Source organism: Chryseobacterium suipulveris (assembly GCF_022811685.1).
Classification (GTDB): domain Bacteria; phylum Bacteroidota; class Bacteroidia; order Flavobacteriales; family Weeksellaceae; genus Kaistella; species Kaistella suipulveris.
Genome location: NZ_CP094532.1, coordinates 2,777,689 through 2,798,716 on the forward strand (window position 1 = coordinate 2,777,689; position 21,028 = coordinate 2,798,716).

Genomic DNA, 21,028 nt, shown 5'->3' on the forward strand with positions numbered 1-21,028 from the left:
CTTTGTTAAAATTAGAAAAAATGAAAAACGGCGATCGAGTTTTAATTTCCCCGCAAGTTACAGGACGCCCCGATTGGATCGAGGGAACTGTGATACAGGTTGAAAACAATCCTTTTGTCGGAATTGTAATAACGGCAAAATCTGATGATGGAGAAACTTTTTTTGAAAAAGAATATCTGTTCAAGAAAGTGGAATTATGTACGCGATAGTTTTCGATATGGTGATTTCTGACCTTAAGGAACATTATGGCGAGAAATATCACAGTGCTTACACCGAAATAAAAAACACGCTTTCCGATAATGAATTTTATTGGATTCAGGGAAGTACGTCCGTCACAAAGAAAAATCTGGATGCTGTTTATCTGGCAATAAATTCTTTATCAAAAATCTCGTGGTTAAGAAATCCGTTCGAGACATCAGAGTTTTCAGAATTGAGGACTGGTCTGATTTCACATTGATTGTAAAAGGAGACTAACCTTTTCATATCTTATTTTAAGGCAAGCTTTTCTCAAAAATCTCTTTTTATTTTCCTATTTTGCATCCTCAAAAACAGAAAGTGCCCGAATCTATTATCAAAATCCAAAACCTTTACAAGAAGTACAAAAACGCAGATGATTTTTCTGTGAACAATATTTCTTTAAATATCGAGGAAAACGAGATTTTCGGAATCCTCGGTCCCAACGGCGCAGGAAAAACCACGCTGATTTCGATGCTTTGCGGATTGCTAAAACCCACTGCAGGAACCTACACCATCAACAGTCTTTCCCCTAAAAATAACAGAACGAAAATCCAGCGACAAATCGGAATTGTTCCGCAGGAATATGCGCTTTATCCAACTTTAACCGCTAGAGAAAACCTTATGTTCTTCGGAAGTTTGTATGGTTTAAAACATAAAGTTTTGCATTCCAAAATCGAAAATGCACTTCAACGTGTCGGATTGGAAAATTTCGCCAACAGAAAAATCGACAATTTTTCCGGAGGAATGAAGCGACGCTGCAACCTTATCGCAGGAATTATGCACGAACCGAAAGTTCTGTTTCTCGACGAACCTACCGTCGGCGTCGATGTGCAGTCGCGAAACGTAATCATCGAATATTTGCAGGAGCTTAATAAAAATGGTACTACGATCATCTACACTTCTCACCATTTGCAGGAAGCAGAGGAGTTCTGCACCAAAATCGCCATCATCGACCACGGAAGAATCTACGCCATCGGAAGTCCAAAAGAACTGATCGCGCAAACCGAAAACGCCAAGAATTTAGAAGACGTTTTCATTGCATTAACTGGTAAAGAATTACGGGATGCTGTATAAACTTTGGCGCGCAATATGGAAGGAAATCCTTTTGCTGAAAAGGGATATCGGCGGAATCGTGATTATTTTCGTGATGCCGCTCGTTCTCATCATCACCATTACGCTGATTCAGGATTCATCGTTCAAATCGCTGGAAGGTTCGAAAATGCCGATGATTCTTGTGGACAACGACAAAGGAGAAATTTCCCAAACCATTATTAATGAATTGAAGGCGGGGAAAACTTTCGAAATCGTCTCGAAAAACTATGATGAAAATACTGCCAAAAAAGCAGTGTACAACGGCGAATATCAACTGGCAATCGTGATCCCGAAAGATTTATCGAATGATCTGAATGCGCACATCAACCAAAAAGTTGAGGAAATCGTGAGTCAGTTTGGTGCGGAAGTTCAGCAAAACACTTCTTTACAGCAAATCAAGATTCCCGAAAACAAAGAAATCCATCTCTATTTCGATCCCGCGACAAACCCAGGTTTCAAAAGCGGAATCATCAATACGGTGGATAAAATGATCTTTAAGATCGAGAACAAAAAAATCTACAAAGCGTTTCAGGAGCAGCTCGGAACGGGGGAAGATCTCGACAACAGCAAGAATTTCATCACTTACAAAGAAGTCACTCCTAAAGCTGAAGACAACTTCATTCTCCCCAATTCTGTGCAGCACAATGTTCCAGCGTGGGCTTTGTTTGCGATATTTTTCATCGTGGTTCCGCTTTCCATTAACCTTGTTAAAGAAAAAAATCAGGGCACGATCATTCGGTTGAATTCTTCGCCGACTCCTTATTTCATCCATGTTTTGGGAAAAACTTTTACGTATCTTGTCATCTGCATCATTCAGTTTTTGCTGATGGTTGCGGTAGGAATTTACCTTTTTCCGTATTTTGACCTTCCTGTTTTTGAGGTAGGCGGAAAATTAGCGGCAATGCTTTTCGTGACCTTTTTTGCGGGATTAGGCGCGATCGGAATTGGTGTTTTGCTGGGAACTTTGGCAGAAACACAGGAGCAGTCAGCTCCTTTTGGCGCGACAAGTGTGGTGATTTTGGCAGCAATTGGCGGAATCTGGGTTCCCGTTTTTATGATGCCCGAATTTATGCAGCTCGTCTCTAAATTTTCGCCGATGAATTGGGGATTAAATGCGTATTATGACATCATCCTCAGAAATAGCGGAATACAGGGCGTTCTGAAATATTGCGGAATGTTGTTTTTGTTTTATTTGGTGATGGTTTCCATTGCGTTGATTTATGAAAAAAGAAAAAATGCATCCTGATAAAGAACTGAAATTTTCTGAAACAGTGCGCGTTCGTTTCAACGAGACCGATCCGCTCGGAATTGTGTGGCACGGTCACTATATCGTGTATTTCGAGGACGGCAGAGAAGCGTTCGGAAGACATTTCGGACTTTCTTACCTCGACATTCAGCGGAACGGATTTGTAACCCCGATTGTGAAAAGTACCTGCGAACATTTTCTTCCGTTAAAATATGGCGAGACTTTCAGGATTGAAACGACTTTCGTGAATTCTATTTCAGCCAAAATGATTTTCAGATATGAACTTTTCAATGAAGCTAATCAATTGGTTTGTTCAGGCGAAACAGTTCAGGTTTTCTTGGATAATGAGGGAAATCTACAATTATATAATCCAGAATTTTTCCAGAAATGGAAGGAGAAAATGGGAATTTCGTAGAGACAAATCGTGATTTGTTTGAAACGTAAGGTTTTCAGAAAAATAAAATGAGTCAGAAAAAAGTTTACATCACCGATTCCAACTGCATCACTCCGTTAGGATTCGATGTGGGAAGTAATTTCGATGCTTTGTTAAATGGTGAATCTGGAATTCGGAAACATCACCTATTTGAAAATCAAAATCCTTTTTTTGCTTCGGTCATTAATGATGAAACTTTAAACCAAAAATTCATCCAAGAATTTGAAGATCAGGAGTTCACCCGGCTCGAAAAAATGCTGCTTCTTTCACTGAATGCTTTAGTGCAGAACCACGAAATCACCGAAAAAACCGCTTTCATTCTATCGACGACAAAAGGTAATATTTCCGCGCTGCAAAACCAGAAGCAATTACCGGAAAGCGTTTACCTCTCCAATTTAGCCAAGAAAATTGCTGACTTTTTTGCATTTAAGAGCAAACCCATTATCGTTTCAAATGCCTGTGTTTCGGGAGTTTTGGCAGTTTCTGTGGCAAAGAACCTTATCCGTTCTGGGAAATTTGAGAACGCGTTTGTCGCAGCTGCAGACGAAGTTTCTGAGTTTGTGGTTTCGGGCTTTAATTCGTTTCAGGCAATGAGTGCGAATCCCTGCAAACCTTATGATGAAAGCAGAGACGGAATCACGCTCGGTGAAGCTGCTGCAGCGGTTTTTATCACTTCCGAACTTTCTCAAAACGAAAAATTTAGTTTTGAAATTCTGGGCGATTCTTCCATTAACGACGCGAATCATATTTCGGGACCATCAAGAACTGGAGAAGGACTTTTTCAAAGTATTTCCAATGCGGTGAAGGAGGCAAAAATTCTTCCCGAAGAAATCGACTTTATTTCCGCGCATGGAACCGCAACCATTTACAACGACGAAATGGAAGCATTTGCGTTGAACAGAATTGGGCTTCAGCACGTTCCACTCAACAGTTTAAAAGGATTTTACGGACATTGTCTCGGTGTATCCGGACTTTTGGAAACGGTGATTTCGATGGAAAGTGCTTTGAGAAATACGCTGATAAAATCCGTCAATTTCGAAAAGTTGGGAACTACTCAGGAAATCAATGTCATTAATGAAAACCAATCCGCAGAAATCAAGACCATTCTGAAGACTGCTTCTGGTTTTGGTGGGTGTAATTCTGCAGTGATTTTGAGAAGGTGAATTAAGTGAAAATTCAGTTAGTTCCATTTTGGAACATACTGCATCAGACGGAAAAAAATGAAACAAAACTCAAAAAATAATCTCAGATTTTGATAAGGAAGTAGAAAAATTAAACCAGAGCCGATCCAATAAAAATCGTGACAAATAAGATGAAAACCGAAAAAACCTGCATCATCGAAAATTCAAAAATAATTCTGGACAACGAAATTATTTTTGAGAACCAATCCGATTCTTTTCCGGAATTTGCGAAATCGGCGTACAAACATTTCGATGTCAATTATCCGAAATTCCATAAAATGGACGAGTTGAGCAAACTCGCTTTTCTGGGTGCAGAAATCATTCTCAAAAATGAAGAAAACAAAGACACCGCGCTGGTTTTCGCCAACCGATCTTCGAGTTTGGACACCGATTTCAAGTACCAGCAAACCATCAATTCGGCGGAGGAATATTTCCCAAGTCCCGCTGTTTTCGTCTATACGCTTCCCAACATCTGCATCGGCGAAATCGCCATCAAACATCAGCTGCAAACGGAAAATGTCTTTTTTGTTTTGGATGAATTCGATGAGGATTTTGTCAACAGTTACGCCGAACAGATTTTGGTTTCGCAAAAAGCGGAAAAAGTTTTGTGCGGTTGGGTGGAATTGTTCCAAAATAGTTACAAAGGATTTGTATATTTGCTATCTTTAACATAAAATACTTTTGAAATTCATGGACAATCTTAAAGAAGAATTAAAACATAAAATCATCGAAGTACTCAATCTGGAAGATGTTTCCGCGGACGAAATTAAAACCGACGCACCACTTTTCGGCGGCGGTTTAGGTCTGGATTCTATCGATGCTTTGGAACTTATTGTACTTTTGGACAAGGAATACGGCATTAAACTTTCTGACCCTAAAAAGGGAAAAGAGATTTTCGAATCGATCGACACGATGGCAAAATTTATCGAGGAAAACCGCACAAAATAAAGGATGAGTCACCAAGTTGCCATTACCGGAATGGGCATCATTTCCTGCATCGGAAACAATGTGGAGGAAAATTTCAGCTCGCTCATCAATTCCAGACATGGCATTTCCGAGATTGAAATTCTGGAGACCAACCGTCGCGGAACTCTCAATACAGGTGAGATCAAACTCACCAACGAAGAACTCACGACAATTCTTCAAATTCCTGAAAACCATAATTTTACACGCACCACTCTACTTGGAATGGTTGCCGCAAAAGAAGCGGTAGAAAGCGCAGGAATCACCGATATCAATTCCGGAAAAACAGGATTGATTTCTTCCACAAGTGTCGGCGGAATGGACGTTACCGAAAAATACTTCTACGAATACCGCCATCTTCCCGAGAAACAGAAATTCATCCAGTCGCACGATGCAGGATATTCCTCCGAAGCAATTGCAGAGTTTTTGGGATTAAAGGGTATGGTTTCAACAATCAGTACCGCCTGTTCATCGGCTGCAAACGCGATTATGATGGGCGCGAAACTCATCAAATCAGGTGTTCTCGACCGGGTAATTGTCGGCGGAACCGATGCACTTTCGAAATTTACCTTGAACGGTTTCAGCAGCTTGATGATTGTAACCGACACTTTTAATACTCCTTTTGACCAAAACCGAAAAGGTCTGAATCTCGGTGAAGCAGCTGCATTCCTTGTTTTGGAATCTGAGGAAAGTGTGAAAAAGTCAGGTAAGAAAGTCTTGGCGTATCTTTCAGGTTATGGCAATGCAAACGATGCGCACCATCAAACCGCGTCATCGGAAAATGGTGAAGGTGCATTTCTCGCGATGGAAAAAGCGATGAAAATCTCAGGACTAAAAAATTCAGAAATCGACTATATCAATGTTCACGGAACGGCGACTCCCAACAACGATTTGTCAGAAGGAATCGCGCTGCAAAGAATTTTTGGCGAGGGAAAAGTTCCCGACTTCAGTTCCACAAAAGCTTTCACGGGTCATACTTTGGCGGCAGCTGCGGCGATTGAGGCGGTGTACTCGATTTTGGCAATGCAGCACAATGTCGTTTTCCCGAACCTGAATTTCAAAACAAAAATGGAAGAATTTGATTTAGTGCCAATTACGAAAGTAAAATCGAAAGAAATCAACCATGTCTTATCGAACTCTTTCGGATTTGGCGGAAACTGTTCAACCCTAATTTTCTCGAAATCATGAAACCCGTTTTTGTAAATAGCGCGGTGTGTATTTCGGCGCAAAATACTTTGGCGGAAGATGTTTTCGCAGAACTGAAACTTCCTGAACGAACAAATCTTCTGAATGCGATCGAACCGTCATATAAAGAATTTATAACACCCGGACTGATTCGAAGAATGTCGAAAGTCGTGAAAATGAGTTCGGTTGCCGCACAGAAATCTTTGCAGGAAGCGGAAGTCGAAAATCCTGACGCGATCATCGTGGGAACAGGAATGGGTTGCTCCGAAGATTCAGAAAAATTCCTGAAAAATCTCATCGAAAACGGTGAAGAATTCCTGACGCCCACTTATTTCATACAGTCCACACACAACACTGTTGCTGGACAAATCGCGCTTTCGATTCCGTGTCATTCCTATAATTTCACTTATGTAAACTGCGGTTCGTCGTTTGAATTTTCACTGCTTGATGCAAAACTTCAGCTTGAAAACGGTGAAGCGCAAAACTGTCTGGTCGGCGGAACCGACGTGATTGCCGATCACACCGAAGAACTGTACGAACTCAACAAAACCATCAAAGCAAAAAACGAGATTCCCGAGAATCTTTTGGACTCAAAAACCGAAGGCGTTGTTTGGGGAAACGGTTCGGCTTTCTTCGTTCTGGAAAATGAAAAAAGTGAATCTTCGTATTCGCAACTTGTTGATATTTCGATTGTTAATATTTTAGAAAAGAGCGAAATCAAGAATTTCATCAATGATTTTCTAACCAAAAACAATCTGGAAAATTCAGAAATCGATGCCGTGATTTTTGGTTTCAGTGGAGATCACGACTCAGATAATTTCTATAGAGAAGCTCAGCAACTGTTTGAAAATTCTCCGCAGCTCTACTTCAAGCATTTGTGTGGCGAATTCAATACCGCAGCTGCTTTTGCGTTTTTTATGGCGAACCAAATTCTGAAAAAACAGGAGATTCCCGAACTGATAAAAATCAATAATTTTGAGAAAAAAGAAATTCGCAACATTCTGATTTACAATAATTTTTTCGGAAAAGAACACAGTTTGGTTTTGCTGAAAAAGCCCTAAAATCTTTGTGGGATGAAACATTATTTCAACATCGGTTTCCTCATTATTCTGCTGTTGATTTTGGCCGCACTGAAAGTTGAATTCTGGATTTTCCTTATTCCTATTCTGATTTTTCTCGTGGTACTTTTCATTGGGGTTTACAATATCCGGTTCAATTATTTCCTGAAATCTTATCATCAAAATTCAACTTTAAAGGAAAAGAAAATCGCACTGACTTTCGATGATGGACCAACCGAATTTACGCCGCACTTTTTGACATTGTTAAAAACCTTTGACCAAAAAGCCACTTTTTTCTGCATCGGGAAACAGATCGAAAAACATCCTGAAATCTTCAGACAAATCATCGAAGAAGGCCACGAAATTGGGAATCACACGTTTTCGCATTCCAACAAAACGGGGTTTCTTTCTACCCAAAATATGACTAACGAAATCCTGAGAAACGGCGAAACTATTTTCCATCAAGGAAAAATCAGAACAGATTTGTACCGACCACCTTTCGGAATCACCAATCCGAATATTGCGAAAGCGATTAAGAAAACCGGCAAAAAATCCATCGGCTGGAATATTCGCTCGTTTGATACCGCCATTAATTCCGAAGAAAAAATCCTGAACCGAATTCTACCGAAAGTAAAACCGGGAAGCGTAATCCTGCTTCATGACACGAGCGAAAAATCTGCAAACGTGTTGGAAAAATTATTGGTATTTTTGCAGCAGAATGCTTACGAAAGTATTTCTGTAAGTGAACTTTATAATTTTAAAAAATGAAAAAACATATAGCGGTCGTTCTTGTTTTTCTGTCGGTTTTCGGATTCTCGCAAACCAAAATGAGCGATGCGGAAGTGAAAAGTTTTGTGGCAAAAGTTTCCTCAGAAAATAAAAATATGCAGTCGCTGCAAAGTGATTTTGTGCAGACCAAAAAAATGGATTTCCTAAACAAAGACATCGTCACCTCTGGAAAAATGGCGCTGAAAACACCGAACCAACTCAGCTGGAAATATACCAAACCGTACCAGTACAGCGTGGTTTTCCAGAATAATAAAATCTACATCAACGATCAGGGAAAAAAATCTTCGGTCGATGCAAAAAGCAAGATGTTTGAAAAAATCAACAAACTGATTGTGGGAACTTCTGGCGGAAATCTTTTCAATGACCCCGAATTTACGGTACAATATTTCAAAAACGGCTCCAACAAAATTGCACGTTTTACCCCGAAATCGGCACAGCTTCTGCGATACATAAAACAGGTGGATCTGACTTTTGCCGAAAACCAAACCACCGTTTCGCAAGTCAATATGTTGGAAGCTTCAGGCGACACGACGACGATCACCTTCAAAAATACCAAGATCAATGCGGCAATTCCTGCGGAAGCTTTTTCTCTTTAGCATCGGTTTTCTGGTTTTTCAAAGCTGTAAAAGTTTCAAAACCGAAAATTTGGGAACCGGCGAGAACCATTCGCAAATCATTGACAATCTTTATTTTAGCTCAAAGAACACCGATTATATTTACAAATCTCAGGTTGATATTTACGATAATCAATTGAGCGGAATATTGATCATTAAAAAAATTAATGACGATTTTCACCGAGTTGTTCTGACTTCGGATTTCGGGAACAAACTCTTCGATTTCGAAATCTCGCAAAAGGACTTCAAGCTGAACTACATCATTCCCGATATGGACAAAGGAATGGTGAAACGCTTTCTGGAAAAGGATTTCAGAATTATGTTGAGAGAAAAGTTTACTTCGGACAAAATGTTTACCAATGAACAGTTTATAATTTATCAGTCAGAAGAAAACAAGGAAAATTACTTTCTCTATTTCGATAAAGCTAATGAACTGCTCACAAAAATCATCTACACCGAGCACGGCCGCGAGAAAATTAATTTCAGTTTTGAAGCGAAAAAAAGTATCTTCGCAGACGAAATTGAGATCGCGCATAAGGATTTCAAAATCAACATCAAACTCAATCAGATAACAGAAAACATGCAATAATGAAAAAGTTTTATCTTTTATTTTTAGTGGTATGTGGCTTTGCAGCCAATGCACAGGTGACTTTCAACCCAGGACTTAGAGCGGGTGCCAATTTCTCGCACTATTCCGGAAGTACCGACAATTTCTTCTTTTGGGACAACTGGTATTCGTCGCCGACACCAACTTCGTTTAAAAGCCGTACCGATTTCTACGTCGGATTTCAGGGAAACATCCGCTTTACGAAATACTATGGACTGCAGCCGGAAATCGTGTATTCACGACAGGGAAGTAAGGTAGAATCCGAAGGAAAAAACGGAGAAATCAAAGTTTCATACCTCTCGCTTCAAATGGTGAACAAATTCTATATGGACAAGTTCAACATCCACGCAGGTCCGACCATCGATTTCGTGGTTGACAAAAATACCAATATCAACGATGGCGAAACAGACCTTGGTTTCCTTTTGGGTGTTGGTTACGACATTACGGAAAATATCGGAATCGAAGGACGCGTGAAACGTGGAATCATCCCGGTTTTCAGCTATGATGGGAACCATTCGAACGTAGTTTTCCAGGCGGGAGTTTACTACACCTTTAAGCTGAAGCAGTAATGATTCTGGAAGATTTCTATACGTTAAAAAGTATAAGCGAGCAAGAGCCGGGAAATTTCCTGGCTCAAATATCGCTGAACAAAAACCACGAAATCTTTAAGGGACATTTCCCAGGAAATCCTGTGACTCCCGGAGTTTGCATGATGCAGATTGTAAAGGATTTGACTGAAAATATTCTTCAGCAAAAACTATTTCTCAACTCGGCTTCGAATGTGAAGTTTATGGCGATCATCAATCCGGAGGAAAACCCCGACCTTGATATTGAACTCCTTATTTCCCAAAACGGCGACGAGGTGAAAGTGAGAAACACGTCTTCTTTTGGCGGGACTATTGCATTGAAAATGTCGGTGAACTATAAACTCATTTAGTATGAAACTGATTTTTTCATTCATAGCGGCTTTCGTTTTACTGTTTCAACAATCTGATTTAGAAATGATTAGAGAAACTTACAGCACCGCAAATCTTTCAAAACAGAATTCGGATAAGCTTGCAAAAGCAGTTGAAAACTCCTCTTCTTCAGATTTTATTTTCAAAGGATACAAAGCCGCATCTGAAATAGTAGCGGCAAAATTCATGAAAGGACCTGAAAGAAAAAATGCAATTTCTTCAGGAATAAAATCTTTGGAAAGTAATATCAAAGCCAACCCGAGTAGTACCGAACTTCGGTTGATCAGACTGAGTGTGCAGGAAAATTTGCCAAAAATTGTCGGCTACCACAAGAATATGGGGGAAGACAAAGACTATATCCTGAAAAACTACGGTCAGCAAAATGCAGCACTGAAAAAGTACATCAGGAATTTTGCAGCAGGTTCCAAAACGATGACGGCGCAGGAAAAGAATTCTTTGAGATAATAGTCTTTCTCCGTTGCGATTTAGATGTTACATAAAGTCCGCGGAGAATTTTTCACAAAGCACACAAAGTTTTCGTACACAAAGACGCTGGCTTTACAAAGTCGACCGTTGCGCAACCGTTTTCAAGCGAAGCGTAACTTAATAATGGCTAACTTTGTGAACTCTGAGCAACTTCAGTGAAATTTGTGTTAGTAAAGATTTCGAAGTTGTTTCACAAGTTTGAAGACCCGATATTTATGAACTTATCCAAAAATTTTTCCGGTTCAAAAAACGAAATGACTCTTTCTGAAATTCAGGAAACGATGCAGCAGAAAGGAATCTGCGTACTTGTTCCCACCTACAACAACCACAAAACTTTGCGCCGCGTTATCGACGGCGTTTTGATTTACACTCAAAATATTATCGTGGTTAATGATGGTTCCACGGATTTAACTTCCGAGATTTTGAAGAGCTATGACAATATTATAACCATTTCATTACCAGAGAATAAGGGTAAAGGAAACGCACTGAAAATAGGATTCCGAAAGGCGAAAGAGTTGGGTTTTAATTATGCGGTCACGATCGATTCCGATGGGCAGCATTTTCCCGACGATATTCCCGTTTTCGTTGAAGCTTTGGAAAAAGAAAAGCAGGACGTTCTACTGATCGGCAACCGAAATATGTCGCAGGAAGGAATTCCGAAAAAGAGCAGTTTCGGCAACCGGTTTTCTAATTTTTGGTTTTGGTTTGAAACCGGAATTAAGCTCGAAGATACACAATCAGGATTTCGGTTGTACCCGTTAAATAAAATTCCAAAAAACTATTACACCCCAAAATTCGAGTTTGAAATCGAAGTCATCGTACGCACAGCGTGGAAAGGAATTCCCGTAAAAAATGTGCCGGTAAAAGTACTCTACGATCCGCTGGAAAGAGTTTCGCATTTCCGACCTTTTCAGGATTTCACGAGAATCAGTATTCTGAATACGGTATTGGTTACGGTGACGCTTTTGTATATTAAACCTCGTGATTTCTTCAGAAGTTTATTGGGAGTTGGCAAGCAAAAGAAGTAAATTATCTTAGTTTCCGGTTTGTCTTTTTCAGATAACTTTCAATATTCTCTTTTTCGGGAACGGTGGAAATTTCTTTAGTTAAAGCTGTTTCAAATGATTTTTTTGCTTCAACGAAATTTTTAGTTTGGAAATAATATTTCCCGGTTTTAAAATGAACGATCCATAATTCAGGATTAAGGTTCCGGTACTTATTAATGAAATCCTCGCTCAGCGATTTTTTGTGCTTAATGGCATCATCGATTTCGCGGTCGGCAATTCTGAATTTCTGATAGTTCTTAAAATCATCTGAATCAGCGAATGAATCCCGATGAATATTGAGTTTCCCGTTTGAAAAATTTCCAGCTGCAACATTCCCCGAAAAAATCTCATTCAAATCGTAACATACAAACTCCCCCAACTGAAACGGCTTAGTTGAAACCCAAACCAATCTTTTTTCCGGCGAGAAAACAATTCCATGATGCCCAAGAAGTTGATTAATCGCCTTTTCGTTTCCATAACCGATTTGGGAATGGTTCAGTCCGGAAGTATTGCGCAAAGCTTCGACCATTTTCTGCGGATTCATCTTTTTATTTTCAGCTAATATTTCCTGAAGTTTTTCGTATCGGTATTTCGAGTGGCTTTCAGAAAACTGTTTGATGTTTCGTCGGTCATTCTTATAACTTTCCGACTGGAAGTGATTGGTGCAGATTACTTTGTCTGAATTCGGCACATCATACACACCGAAATTTTTAGGTGAGATTTCGATCAGCACCGCCTTTTTGTCGCTCGCACTTCCGACCATAATCGATTCCGAGACGAAGACTTTTCTTTTTTTGGCAATTTCAATGGCTTCATCGATATTTTTGGCAAACATCAAAATTTCCTTTGTTACCAATGAAACCGGAGTTTTCGCAACCAGCGGAATTTTCGATTTACCGGCGTTGATGGTCACTGTGATTCCCTCCAGATTCATTCCTGAAACCACACCCGTCATTCCCGGCCACGAATACGACATATACGGAATTCCTTTTTCGGGTTTGATGAACTGCACCACTTTTTCTTTGGCAAAATTGTCGCCCGCGTAAAAGTCGAAATTTCTTCCGATGAGCAGTTCGCCGTTTTCCGAATTGTCGTTCCACACCGCCATCGACGAACAACCGACCATCATCAGATCCTGCATCGCATGACCAATATCGTGAGCTGCGTGAAGATACATGCTGCGCTGGAATTTCGGAGCTACCCAATCGTAAACATCCGATGAATACTGAGAAAGTCCATAGATTTCAGTCTGAAAATCGTTTCTTACATTCAGGTACATTTTGCGGTTGTACCACTTCAGAAACTTGCTCAGCAGTTTTTGCCGGGAATTCGATGGCACCAATTCTTTGACTTTGGAAAAGAAAACATCTTCCTGCTTCTGCATCATTTTCTGGCTCAAAGCACCCGAGTTGTAGCCAATCTGCAAAGGATTTCCTTCCGCATAAAGTTCCCAGATTCCCCATTTATTCTTGGCAAAAGAATTTTTTTTAAACAGAAAAACGGAATCATTTTTCTTCACCACTGCAGGAATTTCAAGCGGATACTGACTGATTTCCGGAAGATGTTTCAGCGATCTTGAAGTTCCGCACGAAACTGTGGAAATGACGATTGCCAGATAAAAAATGTACTTTCTAAACATGATCTTCAAAAACATCTTTTCCTAAAAGCTCCGAACAGGTGTTGAAAGCACCGATGGTCACTCCCAAAATTCCGTGTAAGTTGACGCTTTGTCCGGTAAGGAAAAGATTTGGAATTTTTGTTCGCGGCGAAAACATCGATTTCAGCGGATTATTGGATTCCTTAACAAATCCGTACATATTTCCGTTGGTATTCCCGATGTAGTCGCGGTACGAAAGCGGCGTCGAAGTATAAATTTTCTCAATCGCAGAACGGATTTTGGGGAATTTTTTCTCGATTTCCGATATAAGGTTTTCTGCTTTTTCCCGCTTAAAGTCTTCATAATCTTCCCCACGAAATTCTTTATCGGCGGCAGTATTCTTCGTGTGTTCCCATGCTTTAACCTCATCAAAATCCATATAGGAAATCGCAGTGATACTCTCTGCAAAACCGGGATGTTTCTTCGAAGGGGAACAGGAAAGCATATAATTTCGCGGCCAGTTTTCTTTGCTGTTTTTCGCGGATTCCCAAACCGATTTTTCGTTCCGGTAATGGTAATAATTATGGTTAAAGTAATCGACCGTTTCCGGCTTCAGCACGAGATAAATACTGAAACAGGAAGTGGTTGTAATCAGCGTATCTACACGACTGGTCAACGATTTTTTAAAACGTTGTTTTCCGGCGAGATCAATGGTTCTCTTAAGATCAATATTCGAAATAAACCGATCAGCGAAATACTCTTTTTTATCCTTGGTTTTTACCGATTTCAGCACATTGTTTTCATCGAAGTAGAATTCTGTCACTTCGTTATGTTTATGGATTTCTGCACCGTATTTTCTCAGTTTTCTGATCAGCGCTTTCGAAATTTGGCTTCCTCCGTTCAAGCAGCGATATGCACTTTGAATATAAGAATTTACCGTTAAAGCATGCACATACAGCGGAGTTTCCGAAGTTCCTGCATACAAAAAGTTGGAACCGGCAAGAACTGAACGCAGTTTGCTATTTTCAGTAACTGATTCAATAAAATCCTTCGCATTTTCGTAGAGAATTTCCTCGTTGTAGCTTTTGTTTCCCGTCAAATAACGTGGAAAATGATCACAAACATTTCGTATGGTCTCTATATATTTTTGAAGGTTCTCTTTTTCTTCGGGAAAAAATTGACCGAGTTGACGCACGAAATTTTCACCGCCTTGAGAATGTGGATATTCCGCATCATCGCCATCGAAAGTAATTCTGTCAAAACCATCATCGTCGAGTTTCGAAAGCTTTAACTCATCAAAAATTTCAAGCCATTTGAAATACCTGTTGAGATTTTGCCCTTCAGAAAGTCCGCCCAAGTAATGAACTCCCGAATCGAAAATCAATTTGTCGCGCGAAAAAGTTTGCAGATTTCCGCCGAACTGGTTGTTTTTTTCGAGCACGCAAACCTTCAATCCTTCTTTCGCCAAGATCAGCGCGGAAACCAATCCAGCCAATCCACTGCCGATAACGAGAATGTCGAAATGCGCTTTCATTGTATTAGATGTCAGATGTCAGATTTCAGATTTCAGACTTGAATCTTGGAAAAATTCGTCTTCATTTGAAGATGCTCAAAAGTACTAATTTAATTGAAATCGTCCCAAAAATCGTAGTAGTTGAACCACTGCAGCGGATATTTTTCGAGCATGGATTCCAAGCTCCTGACGAAAGAATTGAGCAGTCCGTTCGCATCGCGGTGCTTCACTTCGGCGATTCTCGCGTAAAGATGGTAATGTAGATTGGGTTCCTTCATCACGTACACAAACGCGACAGGAACCTTCAGTCGTGAAGCAATAGAAAAAGGACCTGCCGGAAATTTTGCAGGTTTACCCAAAAGTTCGGCTTCAAGAAATTTGGAACCTTCGAAATACCGGTCGCCGGTGAAACAGATGATTTCATTTTTTGAGAGCGCCTCGCTGATTGCGAAAATGTGCGACATATCGTCATTAATGAAAATAAACTTGATGGACGACCGTTTCTCGGAAACACTTTCCAGATATTCCTTAATCACATTATGTTCCTGATCGGTGGTAACAAGATTGATTTGGTAGTCGAAATCAATTTCCGCAAAGAATCGTTCTGCAATCTCGAAGTTCCCGATGTGTGCGCTGATCAGGACTCCGCCTTTTTTGTCCTGCATCATTTTCTTGAGGTTTTCAATCCCGTCAAATTCGTAGGTGAACTGATTTCGCAGTCCCGCAGAAATGGCGGTTTTGTCGATCAGGGTTTGCCCGAAAGTAAAGTAGCTCCAGAAAACAGATTTCTTTGACTTAAAGTTTGACCAGCGTAACCTTCTTCGGAAGTAGGTGAAAATGTGTTGGTTGCTCTTCTTTAAGAATAAAAAATAATACGCGGCGACGAAGTAGAGAACGGAATAGGCGAAACGCACCCCAAAGTTTTTGATGGAAAAAACAAATATCTTGTATCCCAACAAAGTTCCTCTGGATTTTCCGCTCCATTTTGCCATGAGAAAATATTTCAGAAACCCGAAATAATCGGGTGGACTAAAATAGTTTTAAATAAAATTAAAGAAATAAAAATCTTACGATACCAGCTGCTTCTGCGATATCTTATTTTGGATGGTGCTGTAGAAATCGTCGAAAGTCACGATCTGCTTGAAATCTGCTTCACCAAGCTTCACACCGAAATTCGATTCGATGATCACCACCATATCGATATAGTCTAAACTGTCTAAACCTAACGTTTTTTTCAGATTTGCGTCGTGCTGAATATCATCTCTGTCAACCTCGAACTCGTTAACCAAGAAATCATTGACGATGGAGACGATCTGTTCCCTTTCCATGTGTTTTTATGAAGTTTTTTTAATGATAATTGATGAATTTGTTCCCCCGAATCCGAAAGAATTCGACAAAAGTACATTAATTTTTTGATTCTGCGTTTTCGAGATCAGATTAATATTCTGTGCGGCTTCATCAGGATTTTCGAGGTTGATGTTGGGCGCGATAAAATCGTTCTGCATCATCAGTACGGAATAGATTACCTCGCTTGCTCCCGCCATCCAACACTCGTGTCCCGTCATCGATTTGGTCGAACTTACCGGGATCTCGCCACCAAAAATTTTATGGATTGCTTTGGCTTCATTCGCATCACCAATCGGTGTTGAAGTTGCGTGAGCATTGATATAGTCGATTTCTTCGGGATTCAATGACGCCTGTTTTAAAGCGCGCTCCATTGCTAAAGCGGGACCGTCGACATTCGGGGTCGAAATATGACCACCGTTTGAAGAAAATCCGTAACCCACAATTTCTGCGATAATCGGAGCGCCTCTCTTCACCGCCGATTCGTAACTTTCTATAATTAAAGTCGCTGCACCACCGCTCGGAATCAGTCCGTCTCGATCTTTGTCGAATGGTCGTGATGCTTTCTGCGGCTCATCTTCCCTCACCGAAAAAACGCCGAGTCCGTCGAAACTTGCCATCGAAAGTTTGTTGGTTTCCTGTGCTCCGCCACAAATAATGATATCTTGCAAACCTTGCTTAATCAGGAGGTAACCCAATCCGAGAGAATGCGATCCGCTTGCGCACGCTGCACTCACGGTGAGATTGATTCCGGTAAGCCGAAAAATCGTCGAAAGGTTCATGGTTACCGTAGAATTCATCGATTTGAAAATCGCGCCGGAACCGATGAGTTGGGTATCTTTTTTTTCTTTGACGATGTCGATAGCTTCTACAACTGCTTCTGATACGCTGTCGTTTCCGTAGAGGATTCCCACCTCGTTTTGGTCAATGAAATCCTGATCGATTCCCGCCTGTTTCAGCGCGTCGATCGTTGCCAGATAAGCGTACTCGCTTTCCTCGCCCATGCTAATTCTTTGGCGGCGGCTGAGTAAATTCTTCAGGTTGGGTTTCGGAACTTTTCCGGTGAGTCCGGATCGGTAACCAAACGCTTTTCTTTCTTCATCTAAAACAATTCCCGATTTGCCGTTGTACAGCGAATCTTTTACTTCATCCAAAGTAATTCCGATGCATGAGTAAATTCCCATTCCGGTAATTACAACCCTATTTTCCATGATTATTTACGAATAAATTCCCCCGTTGATATTGATAATTTCGCCCGTAATGTATGAAGATTTTTTCGAAGCCAAAAACGCGACCAGATCCGCAACCTCTTCCGCTTCGCCAAAACGGTTTGCCGGAATCATCGACTTGAGTTCCTGCTCATTGATTTGTGAAGTCATATCGGTCCTGATAAATCCGGGAGCGACGGCGTTTACGGTGATGTTTCTTTTCGCAACTTCCTGTGCAAGTGCCTTTGTTGCCCCGATTACCGCACCTTTTGCAGCAGAGTAATTGGTTTGTCCCGCAGTTCCTTTCAATCCGGAAACCGAAACCATGTTGATGATTCGGCCATATTTGTTGCGAAGCATTTTCTGGATGAAGAAGTTGGTCACGTTGAAGAAACCATTCAAACTCGTGTTGATTACGGAGTTCCAGTCTTCTTCCTGCATCCACATGAAGAGTCCGTCTCTGGTAATTCCGGCATTATTTACGATTACTTCTACCGTTGCTTCGGGATTATTTTCCTGCCACGACTCGAGAACAGATTTTGTTTCCGTTGAATTGGCGACGTCAAATTTCAAGATTTCGCCTGTTTTTCCCAAAGCTTTGATTTCATCCAGAGTTTCGTTGGCTGCAGCATCGTTACTTTGGTAAGTAATCAGGATATGGTAATCCGTTTCTTCGGCAAGCTTGATGCAGACTGCTTTACCGATTCCTCTGGATCCTCCTGTGATGATTGCACACTTCATGATCAATCAATTATTTTTGAAAAGGTTCGGCATTTTCGAACCATTTGTTTCCCAGTAAATTTCCTTTGGTGTCAAGAAATCCCCATTTGCCATTTTTCTTCACTCTCGAAAGTCCGTTGATAAAGCCCTTTGAACTTTGCCAGAAAGCAAACGGGACCGAAATATCGTATTCTGCAGGAATCATCATTTTACCTGTAGTATCGATGAATCCCCAGTTTTTTTCTTTTACAGGAGCCAATCCGTCATTGCTGAAAACTTCCGCATCGTCGTATTTTGGTTCTACCACATAATTGCCTTTCGTATCGATATAGCCCCACTTTTTACCTTCAGAAACGGGAGCGAGATTTTTATTGAAAGCTCTGGCTTTATCAAATTTTGGCTCGATTACCCATTTCCCGTCAGCATTCACAAAACCGATTTTCCCACCTTTTCTTGCATAGGTAATGGTTTGTCCATCAAAATCCCAAATTTTTTCGGCACCGTCAATCTCATTGAAAACACTACCTTTTATTGTGCCGAAAGAATTTCCTTTTTTCGCCCAAGTCAAATTCTGCTGATATTCGCCGATTTCGTCGTATTCCGGCTGAATAATCACCTTGCCTTTACTGTTTACGATTCCCCATTTATCATCTTTCTTAATCCTTGCAAAACCATTTTCAAAATCACGGATCGTTTCGTATTCGGGTTTCAAGATCACATCTCCTTTCGTATTGATTAAGCCGATGGATTTTCCTTGCTTGATGAATGCTGCACCGCCATTAAAATCGTACAGCTTGTCAGATTCAGGCATGTTCAGCGCATTTCCTTTTTTATCGATGTAAAAGGTTTTTTTGTCTTTGGAAACGATAGCAATGCCGCTGTTGAAATACTTAGCATCGTCAAACTGTGGTTCGATCACCCAATTTCCGGAGGGAGCGATGTAGCCCCACTTTTTTCCGTCTTTTGCAGCAGCTAAACCATCGGAGAAGTTTTTGGCACCGCTAAACTTCGCGGGAATTGCAAAATCTCCCTTTTTGTTAATGTAACCAAAGTTTTTTCCATCTTTAACCAAAGCAAGTTCCTGTGCAAAAAACAGTTGCGAAAACGCAATCAGTAAGAACAATAGTTTTTTCATGGCGTTAAATTTTCGTAATTAATGGTAAATTTAGGAATTTTTTAAATAGGTTTTCACTTTCCCCACAAAAGGATACATTACCAAATCTTCCGAAAAAGCAGGAACGATTTCTCGCACATCGTCATAAAGTTTCCTCGTCGATGCAGAAACCTTGTCCTTAAAACCTAAATATTCTATCGCCTGAACAATGGTGATAAGCTCGATTGCCAAGACTTCAAACGCATTTTCAATGACCTTTTCACAGATCAGTGCGGCGTTGGTTCCCATACTCACAATATCCTGGTTATCGTTGTTGTTGGGAATACTGTGAACGTACATCGGGTTCGAAAGCATTTGATTTTCAGCGGTTGTAGAAGTCGCCGTAAACTGCACTCCCTGCATTCCGAAGTTGAAACCCAGTTTTCCGAGGTTGACGAACGGCGGCAGAATCTCGTTGATTTTGGAGTTCAGTAAATAGTTGAGCTGTCTCTCAGCGAGCATTGTGAGTTTGGTTACCACGATTTTCAGCTTGTCCATTTCTAAAGAAATATAGTCGCCGTGAAAATTTCCGCCGTGGTAAACGTGCTCTTCTTCTGGAATAATGATCGGGTTGTCGTTTGCAGAATTCACCTCGTTTTCAAGAACGTTTTCAGTAAACTCCACCGTATCGAGAACAGGGCCCAAAATCTGCGGAACGCATCTAAGCGAGTAGTATTCCTGCACTTTATCTTTGAAGATTTCCTCATTATTTTCCCCGTTGTAAAGGTAATCTTCTCTTTTTCTAATGAGTTGTGAATCTGCAAGATAACCTCTCATCAACTGCGCAACTTTTTGTTGTCCCAAATGTTTTTTGGTCGCATTGAGGGATTCTGAATAATGGTCGTCAAACGCCTGAACAATTTCATTGATCGCACACGAAAAACGCACGGAATAATCTACCATTTTTTTTGCGTAAAAAGTATTGTTGATCCCGATTCCGGTCATTACGGAAGTTCCGTTCATCATTGCAATTCCCTCACGGATTTCGATGTTGAGCGGGGTTAGATTTTCTGCGTCAAAAACTTCTTTCGTTGATTTTCTTTCACCTTTATAAAAAACCTCGCCTTCACCGATCAAGACAAGTGCAAGATGCGCCAACTGAACCAAATCGCCACTTGCGCCAACTCCGCCGTGCTCGAAAATCAAGGGCGTGATGTCTCTGTTAATCAATTCTTTAAGCAACATAATTACCGACGGATGCACCGCTGATTTTGCCTGAGAAAGTGAACTGAGCCGAGCAAGCATCGCCGCTTTCACCGCATCGGGTTTCAGGGGATTTCCGGTTCCGGAAGAATGGCTCCTGATCAGGTTATACTGCAGCTGGTGTTTGTCGGAATCTTTTATTCGGTACTGCGCCATCGGACCAAATCCGGTATTGACGCCATATATTATCTTTTTCTCGGAAAATTTTTTTAGAAACTGGAAACTTTCGTTAACCTTCTCCAAAAGCGAGTCGTCTAACTCTATCTTTTCATTTTCAAAAATAACACGCTGAAAATCATCGATTTTCAAATTATTGGTAAGCTTCATTTAAATTTAATGGGCTGAATTTGAATTAATTCAAATTATTGTCTTTAATTTTGGCAAAGATATAATTTTA

At 40.6% G+C, this 21,028-nt stretch carries 23 protein-coding genes and 2 pseudogenes; 17 read left to right on the forward strand and 8 right to left on the reverse strand.

From position 1 onward, the window contains the following. Positions 1 to 20: 20 nt before the first annotated feature. The 17 genes and pseudogenes from MTP09_RS13110 to MTP09_RS13190 form a co-directional block, all read left to right on the forward strand. Complete coding sequence (locus tag MTP09_RS13110) at positions 21 to 209, forward strand: transcriptional regulator (RefSeq protein ID WP_243548835.1); 189 nt, start codon at positions 21 to 23, stop codon at positions 207 to 209. Further along, positions 197 to 474: pseudogene (locus MTP09_RS13115) on the forward strand (virulence protein). The gene MTP09_RS13110 and the pseudogene MTP09_RS13115 overlap by 13 nt, the downstream one beginning before the upstream one ends. Before the next feature lie 81 nt (positions 475 to 555). Continuing rightward, on the forward strand, positions 556 to 1,311 hold the full coding sequence (locus MTP09_RS13120) for an ABC transporter ATP-binding protein (protein WP_243548837.1): 756 nt from the start codon (positions 556 to 558) through the stop codon (positions 1,309 to 1,311). Continuing rightward, positions 1,301 to 2,575, forward strand: a complete 1,275-nt coding sequence (locus tag MTP09_RS13125) for an ABC transporter permease (protein ID WP_243548841.1) — start codon at positions 1,301 to 1,303, stop codon at positions 2,573 to 2,575. Before MTP09_RS13120 ends, MTP09_RS13125 begins: the two co-directional genes overlap by 11 nt. Further along, positions 2,565 to 2,990 carry an acyl-CoA thioesterase gene (locus tag MTP09_RS13130; RefSeq protein ID WP_243548842.1) on the forward strand — a complete coding sequence of 142 codons (426 nt, stop codon included), beginning with the start codon at positions 2,565 to 2,567 and terminating at the stop codon, positions 2,988 to 2,990. The genes MTP09_RS13125 and MTP09_RS13130 overlap by 11 nt, the downstream gene beginning before the upstream one ends. A gap of 47 nt (positions 2,991 to 3,037) precedes the next feature. Continuing rightward, the gene (locus MTP09_RS13135; protein ID WP_243548844.1) at positions 3,038 to 4,171 is read left to right on the forward strand and encodes a beta-ketoacyl synthase N-terminal-like domain-containing protein; all 1,134 of its coding nucleotides are present in this window, start codon (positions 3,038 to 3,040) and stop codon (positions 4,169 to 4,171) included. 149 nt (positions 4,172 to 4,320) lie between these two features. Then, positions 4,321 to 4,863, forward strand: coding sequence for a 3-oxoacyl-ACP synthase (locus tag MTP09_RS13140; RefSeq protein WP_243548846.1), 543 nt, complete (start codon positions 4,321 to 4,323; stop codon positions 4,861 to 4,863). 16 nt (positions 4,864 to 4,879) lie between these two features. Further along, positions 4,880 to 5,137 (forward strand): phosphopantetheine-binding protein, encoded by a 258-nt coding sequence (locus MTP09_RS13145; protein ID WP_243548848.1) that lies wholly within the window; start codon positions 4,880 to 4,882, stop codon positions 5,135 to 5,137. Positions 5,138 to 5,140: 3 nt separating this feature from the next. Next, the gene (locus MTP09_RS13150; protein ID WP_243548850.1) at positions 5,141 to 6,340 is read left to right on the forward strand and encodes a beta-ketoacyl-[acyl-carrier-protein] synthase family protein; all 1,200 of its coding nucleotides are present in this window, start codon (positions 5,141 to 5,143) and stop codon (positions 6,338 to 6,340) included. After that, the gene (locus MTP09_RS13155) at positions 6,337 to 7,398 is read left to right on the forward strand and encodes a beta-ketoacyl synthase N-terminal-like domain-containing protein (protein WP_243548852.1); all 1,062 of its coding nucleotides are present in this window, start codon (positions 6,337 to 6,339) and stop codon (positions 7,396 to 7,398) included. The genes MTP09_RS13150 and MTP09_RS13155 overlap by 4 nt, the downstream gene beginning before the upstream one ends. 12 nt (positions 7,399 to 7,410) lie before the next feature. Then, positions 7,411 to 8,163 (forward strand): polysaccharide deacetylase family protein, encoded by a 753-nt coding sequence (locus MTP09_RS13160; protein WP_243548854.1) that lies wholly within the window; start codon positions 7,411 to 7,413, stop codon positions 8,161 to 8,163. Beyond that, a complete protein-coding gene (locus MTP09_RS13165) occupies positions 8,160 to 8,780 on the forward strand; it encodes a LolA family protein (protein WP_243548856.1) in 621 nt (206 codons plus the stop codon). The genes MTP09_RS13160 and MTP09_RS13165 overlap by 4 nt, the downstream gene beginning before the upstream one ends. Further along, positions 8,746 to 9,387: a hypothetical protein gene (locus tag MTP09_RS13170; protein WP_243548857.1), complete on the forward strand. Its 642-nt coding sequence runs from the start codon at positions 8,746 to 8,748 to the stop codon at positions 9,385 to 9,387. Before MTP09_RS13165 ends, MTP09_RS13170 begins: the two co-directional genes overlap by 35 nt. Next, a complete protein-coding gene (locus MTP09_RS13175; protein ID WP_243548858.1) occupies positions 9,387 to 9,974 on the forward strand; it encodes an outer membrane beta-barrel protein in 588 nt (195 codons plus the stop codon). The genes MTP09_RS13170 and MTP09_RS13175 overlap by 1 nt, the downstream gene beginning before the upstream one ends. Continuing rightward, positions 9,974 to 10,342, forward strand: coding sequence for a 3-hydroxyacyl-ACP dehydratase (locus MTP09_RS13180; RefSeq protein WP_396022224.1), 369 nt, complete (start codon positions 9,974 to 9,976; stop codon positions 10,340 to 10,342). Before MTP09_RS13175 ends, MTP09_RS13180 begins: the two co-directional genes overlap by 1 nt. A gap of 64 nt (positions 10,343 to 10,406) precedes the next feature. Then, positions 10,407 to 10,826 carry a hypothetical protein gene (locus MTP09_RS13185; protein WP_243548860.1) on the forward strand — a complete coding sequence of 140 codons (420 nt, stop codon included), beginning with the start codon at positions 10,407 to 10,409 and terminating at the stop codon, positions 10,824 to 10,826. A gap of 275 nt (positions 10,827 to 11,101) precedes the next feature. Further along, positions 11,102 to 11,842, forward strand: a pseudogene (locus tag MTP09_RS13190) (glycosyltransferase family 2 protein); the annotation flags it as partial. Positions 11,843 to 11,876: 34 nt separating this feature from the next. Here MTP09_RS13190 and MTP09_RS13195 read toward each other — a convergent pair. From MTP09_RS13195 to MTP09_RS13230, 8 genes are all read right to left on the reverse strand, one after another. Next, positions 11,877 to 13,547 carry a C45 family autoproteolytic acyltransferase/hydolase gene (locus MTP09_RS13195; RefSeq protein ID WP_396022225.1) on the reverse strand — a complete coding sequence of 557 codons (1,671 nt, stop codon included), beginning with the start codon at positions 13,545 to 13,547 and terminating at the stop codon, positions 11,877 to 11,879. Then, complete coding sequence (locus tag MTP09_RS13200; RefSeq protein ID WP_243548861.1) at positions 13,525 to 15,024, reverse strand: phytoene desaturase family protein; 1,500 nt, start codon at positions 15,022 to 15,024, stop codon at positions 13,525 to 13,527. The genes MTP09_RS13195 and MTP09_RS13200 overlap by 23 nt, the downstream gene beginning before the upstream one ends. An 89-nt stretch (positions 15,025 to 15,113) precedes the next feature. After that, positions 15,114 to 15,995 carry an LpxL/LpxP family acyltransferase gene (locus tag MTP09_RS13205; RefSeq protein ID WP_243548864.1) on the reverse strand — a complete coding sequence of 294 codons (882 nt, stop codon included), beginning with the start codon at positions 15,993 to 15,995 and terminating at the stop codon, positions 15,114 to 15,116. Between the two features lie 75 nt (positions 15,996 to 16,070). Continuing rightward, a complete protein-coding gene (locus MTP09_RS13210; RefSeq protein WP_243548866.1) occupies positions 16,071 to 16,331 on the reverse strand; it encodes a phosphopantetheine-binding protein in 261 nt (86 codons plus the stop codon). Positions 16,332 to 16,337: 6 nt separating this feature from the next. Continuing rightward, entirely contained in the window at positions 16,338 to 17,558 is a 1,221-nt protein-coding gene (locus MTP09_RS13215; RefSeq protein ID WP_243548868.1) for a beta-ketoacyl-[acyl-carrier-protein] synthase family protein, read from the reverse strand. Positions 17,559 to 17,564: 6 nt separating this feature from the next. Beyond that, positions 17,565 to 18,296 carry a 3-oxoacyl-ACP reductase FabG gene (gene fabG, locus MTP09_RS13220; RefSeq protein ID WP_243548870.1) on the reverse strand — a complete coding sequence of 244 codons (732 nt, stop codon included), beginning with the start codon at positions 18,294 to 18,296 and terminating at the stop codon, positions 17,565 to 17,567. Between the two features lie 10 nt (positions 18,297 to 18,306). Further along, the gene (locus tag MTP09_RS13225) at positions 18,307 to 19,410 is read right to left on the reverse strand and encodes a WG repeat-containing protein (protein ID WP_243548872.1); all 1,104 of its coding nucleotides are present in this window, start codon (positions 19,408 to 19,410) and stop codon (positions 18,307 to 18,309) included. A 30-nt stretch (positions 19,411 to 19,440) separates the two neighbouring features. Then, positions 19,441 to 20,958 (reverse strand): HAL/PAL/TAL family ammonia-lyase, encoded by a 1,518-nt coding sequence (locus MTP09_RS13230; RefSeq protein WP_243548874.1) that lies wholly within the window; start codon positions 20,956 to 20,958, stop codon positions 19,441 to 19,443. Between the last annotated feature and the right edge of the window lie 70 nt (positions 20,959 to 21,028).

Coding starts and splice junctions, on each gene's coding strand:
- MTP09_RS13110 (WP_243548835.1), top strand. CDS start 21: ATGAAAAACGGCGATCGAGTTTTAATTTCCCCGCAAGTTACAGGACGC.
- MTP09_RS13125 (WP_243548841.1), top strand. CDS start 1,301: ATGCTGTATAAACTTTGGCGCGCAATATGGAAGGAAATCCTTTTGCTG.
- MTP09_RS13130 (WP_243548842.1), top strand. CDS start 2,565: ATGCATCCTGATAAAGAACTGAAATTTTCTGAAACAGTGCGCGTTCGT.
- MTP09_RS13135 (WP_243548844.1), top strand. CDS start 3,038: ATGAGTCAGAAAAAAGTTTACATCACCGATTCCAACTGCATCACTCCG.
- MTP09_RS13140 (WP_243548846.1), top strand. CDS start 4,321: ATGAAAACCGAAAAAACCTGCATCATCGAAAATTCAAAAATAATTCTG.
- MTP09_RS13145 (WP_243548848.1), top strand. CDS start 4,880: ATGGACAATCTTAAAGAAGAATTAAAACATAAAATCATCGAAGTACTC.
- MTP09_RS13150 (WP_243548850.1), top strand. CDS start 5,141: ATGAGTCACCAAGTTGCCATTACCGGAATGGGCATCATTTCCTGCATC.
- MTP09_RS13155 (WP_243548852.1), top strand. CDS start 6,337: ATGAAACCCGTTTTTGTAAATAGCGCGGTGTGTATTTCGGCGCAAAAT.
- MTP09_RS13160 (WP_243548854.1), top strand. CDS start 7,411: ATGAAACATTATTTCAACATCGGTTTCCTCATTATTCTGCTGTTGATT.
- MTP09_RS13165 (WP_243548856.1), top strand. CDS start 8,160: ATGAAAAAACATATAGCGGTCGTTCTTGTTTTTCTGTCGGTTTTCGGA.
- MTP09_RS13170 (WP_243548857.1), top strand. CDS start 8,746: ATGCGGCAATTCCTGCGGAAGCTTTTTCTCTTTAGCATCGGTTTTCTG.
- MTP09_RS13175 (WP_243548858.1), top strand. CDS start 9,387: ATGAAAAAGTTTTATCTTTTATTTTTAGTGGTATGTGGCTTTGCAGCC.
- MTP09_RS13180 (WP_396022224.1), top strand. CDS start 9,974: ATGATTCTGGAAGATTTCTATACGTTAAAAAGTATAAGCGAGCAAGAG.
- MTP09_RS13185 (WP_243548860.1), top strand. CDS start 10,407: ATGATTAGAGAAACTTACAGCACCGCAAATCTTTCAAAACAGAATTCG.
- MTP09_RS13195 (WP_396022225.1), bottom strand. CDS start 13,547: ATGTTTTTGAAGATCATGTTTAGAAAGTACATTTTTTATCTGGCAATC.
- MTP09_RS13200 (WP_243548861.1), bottom strand. CDS start 15,024: ATGAAAGCGCATTTCGACATTCTCGTTATCGGCAGTGGATTGGCTGGA.
- MTP09_RS13205 (WP_243548864.1), bottom strand. CDS start 15,995: ATGGCAAAATGGAGCGGAAAATCCAGAGGAACTTTGTTGGGATACAAG.
- MTP09_RS13210 (WP_243548866.1), bottom strand. CDS start 16,331: ATGGAAAGGGAACAGATCGTCTCCATCGTCAATGATTTCTTGGTTAAC.
- MTP09_RS13215 (WP_243548868.1), bottom strand. CDS start 17,558: ATGGAAAATAGGGTTGTAATTACCGGAATGGGAATTTACTCATGCATC.
- fabG (WP_243548870.1), bottom strand. CDS start 18,296: ATGAAGTGTGCAATCATCACAGGAGGATCCAGAGGAATCGGTAAAGCA.
- MTP09_RS13225 (WP_243548872.1), bottom strand. CDS start 19,410: ATGAAAAAACTATTGTTCTTACTGATTGCGTTTTCGCAACTGTTTTTT.
- MTP09_RS13230 (WP_243548874.1), bottom strand. CDS start 20,958: ATGAAGCTTACCAATAATTTGAAAATCGATGATTTTCAGCGTGTTATT.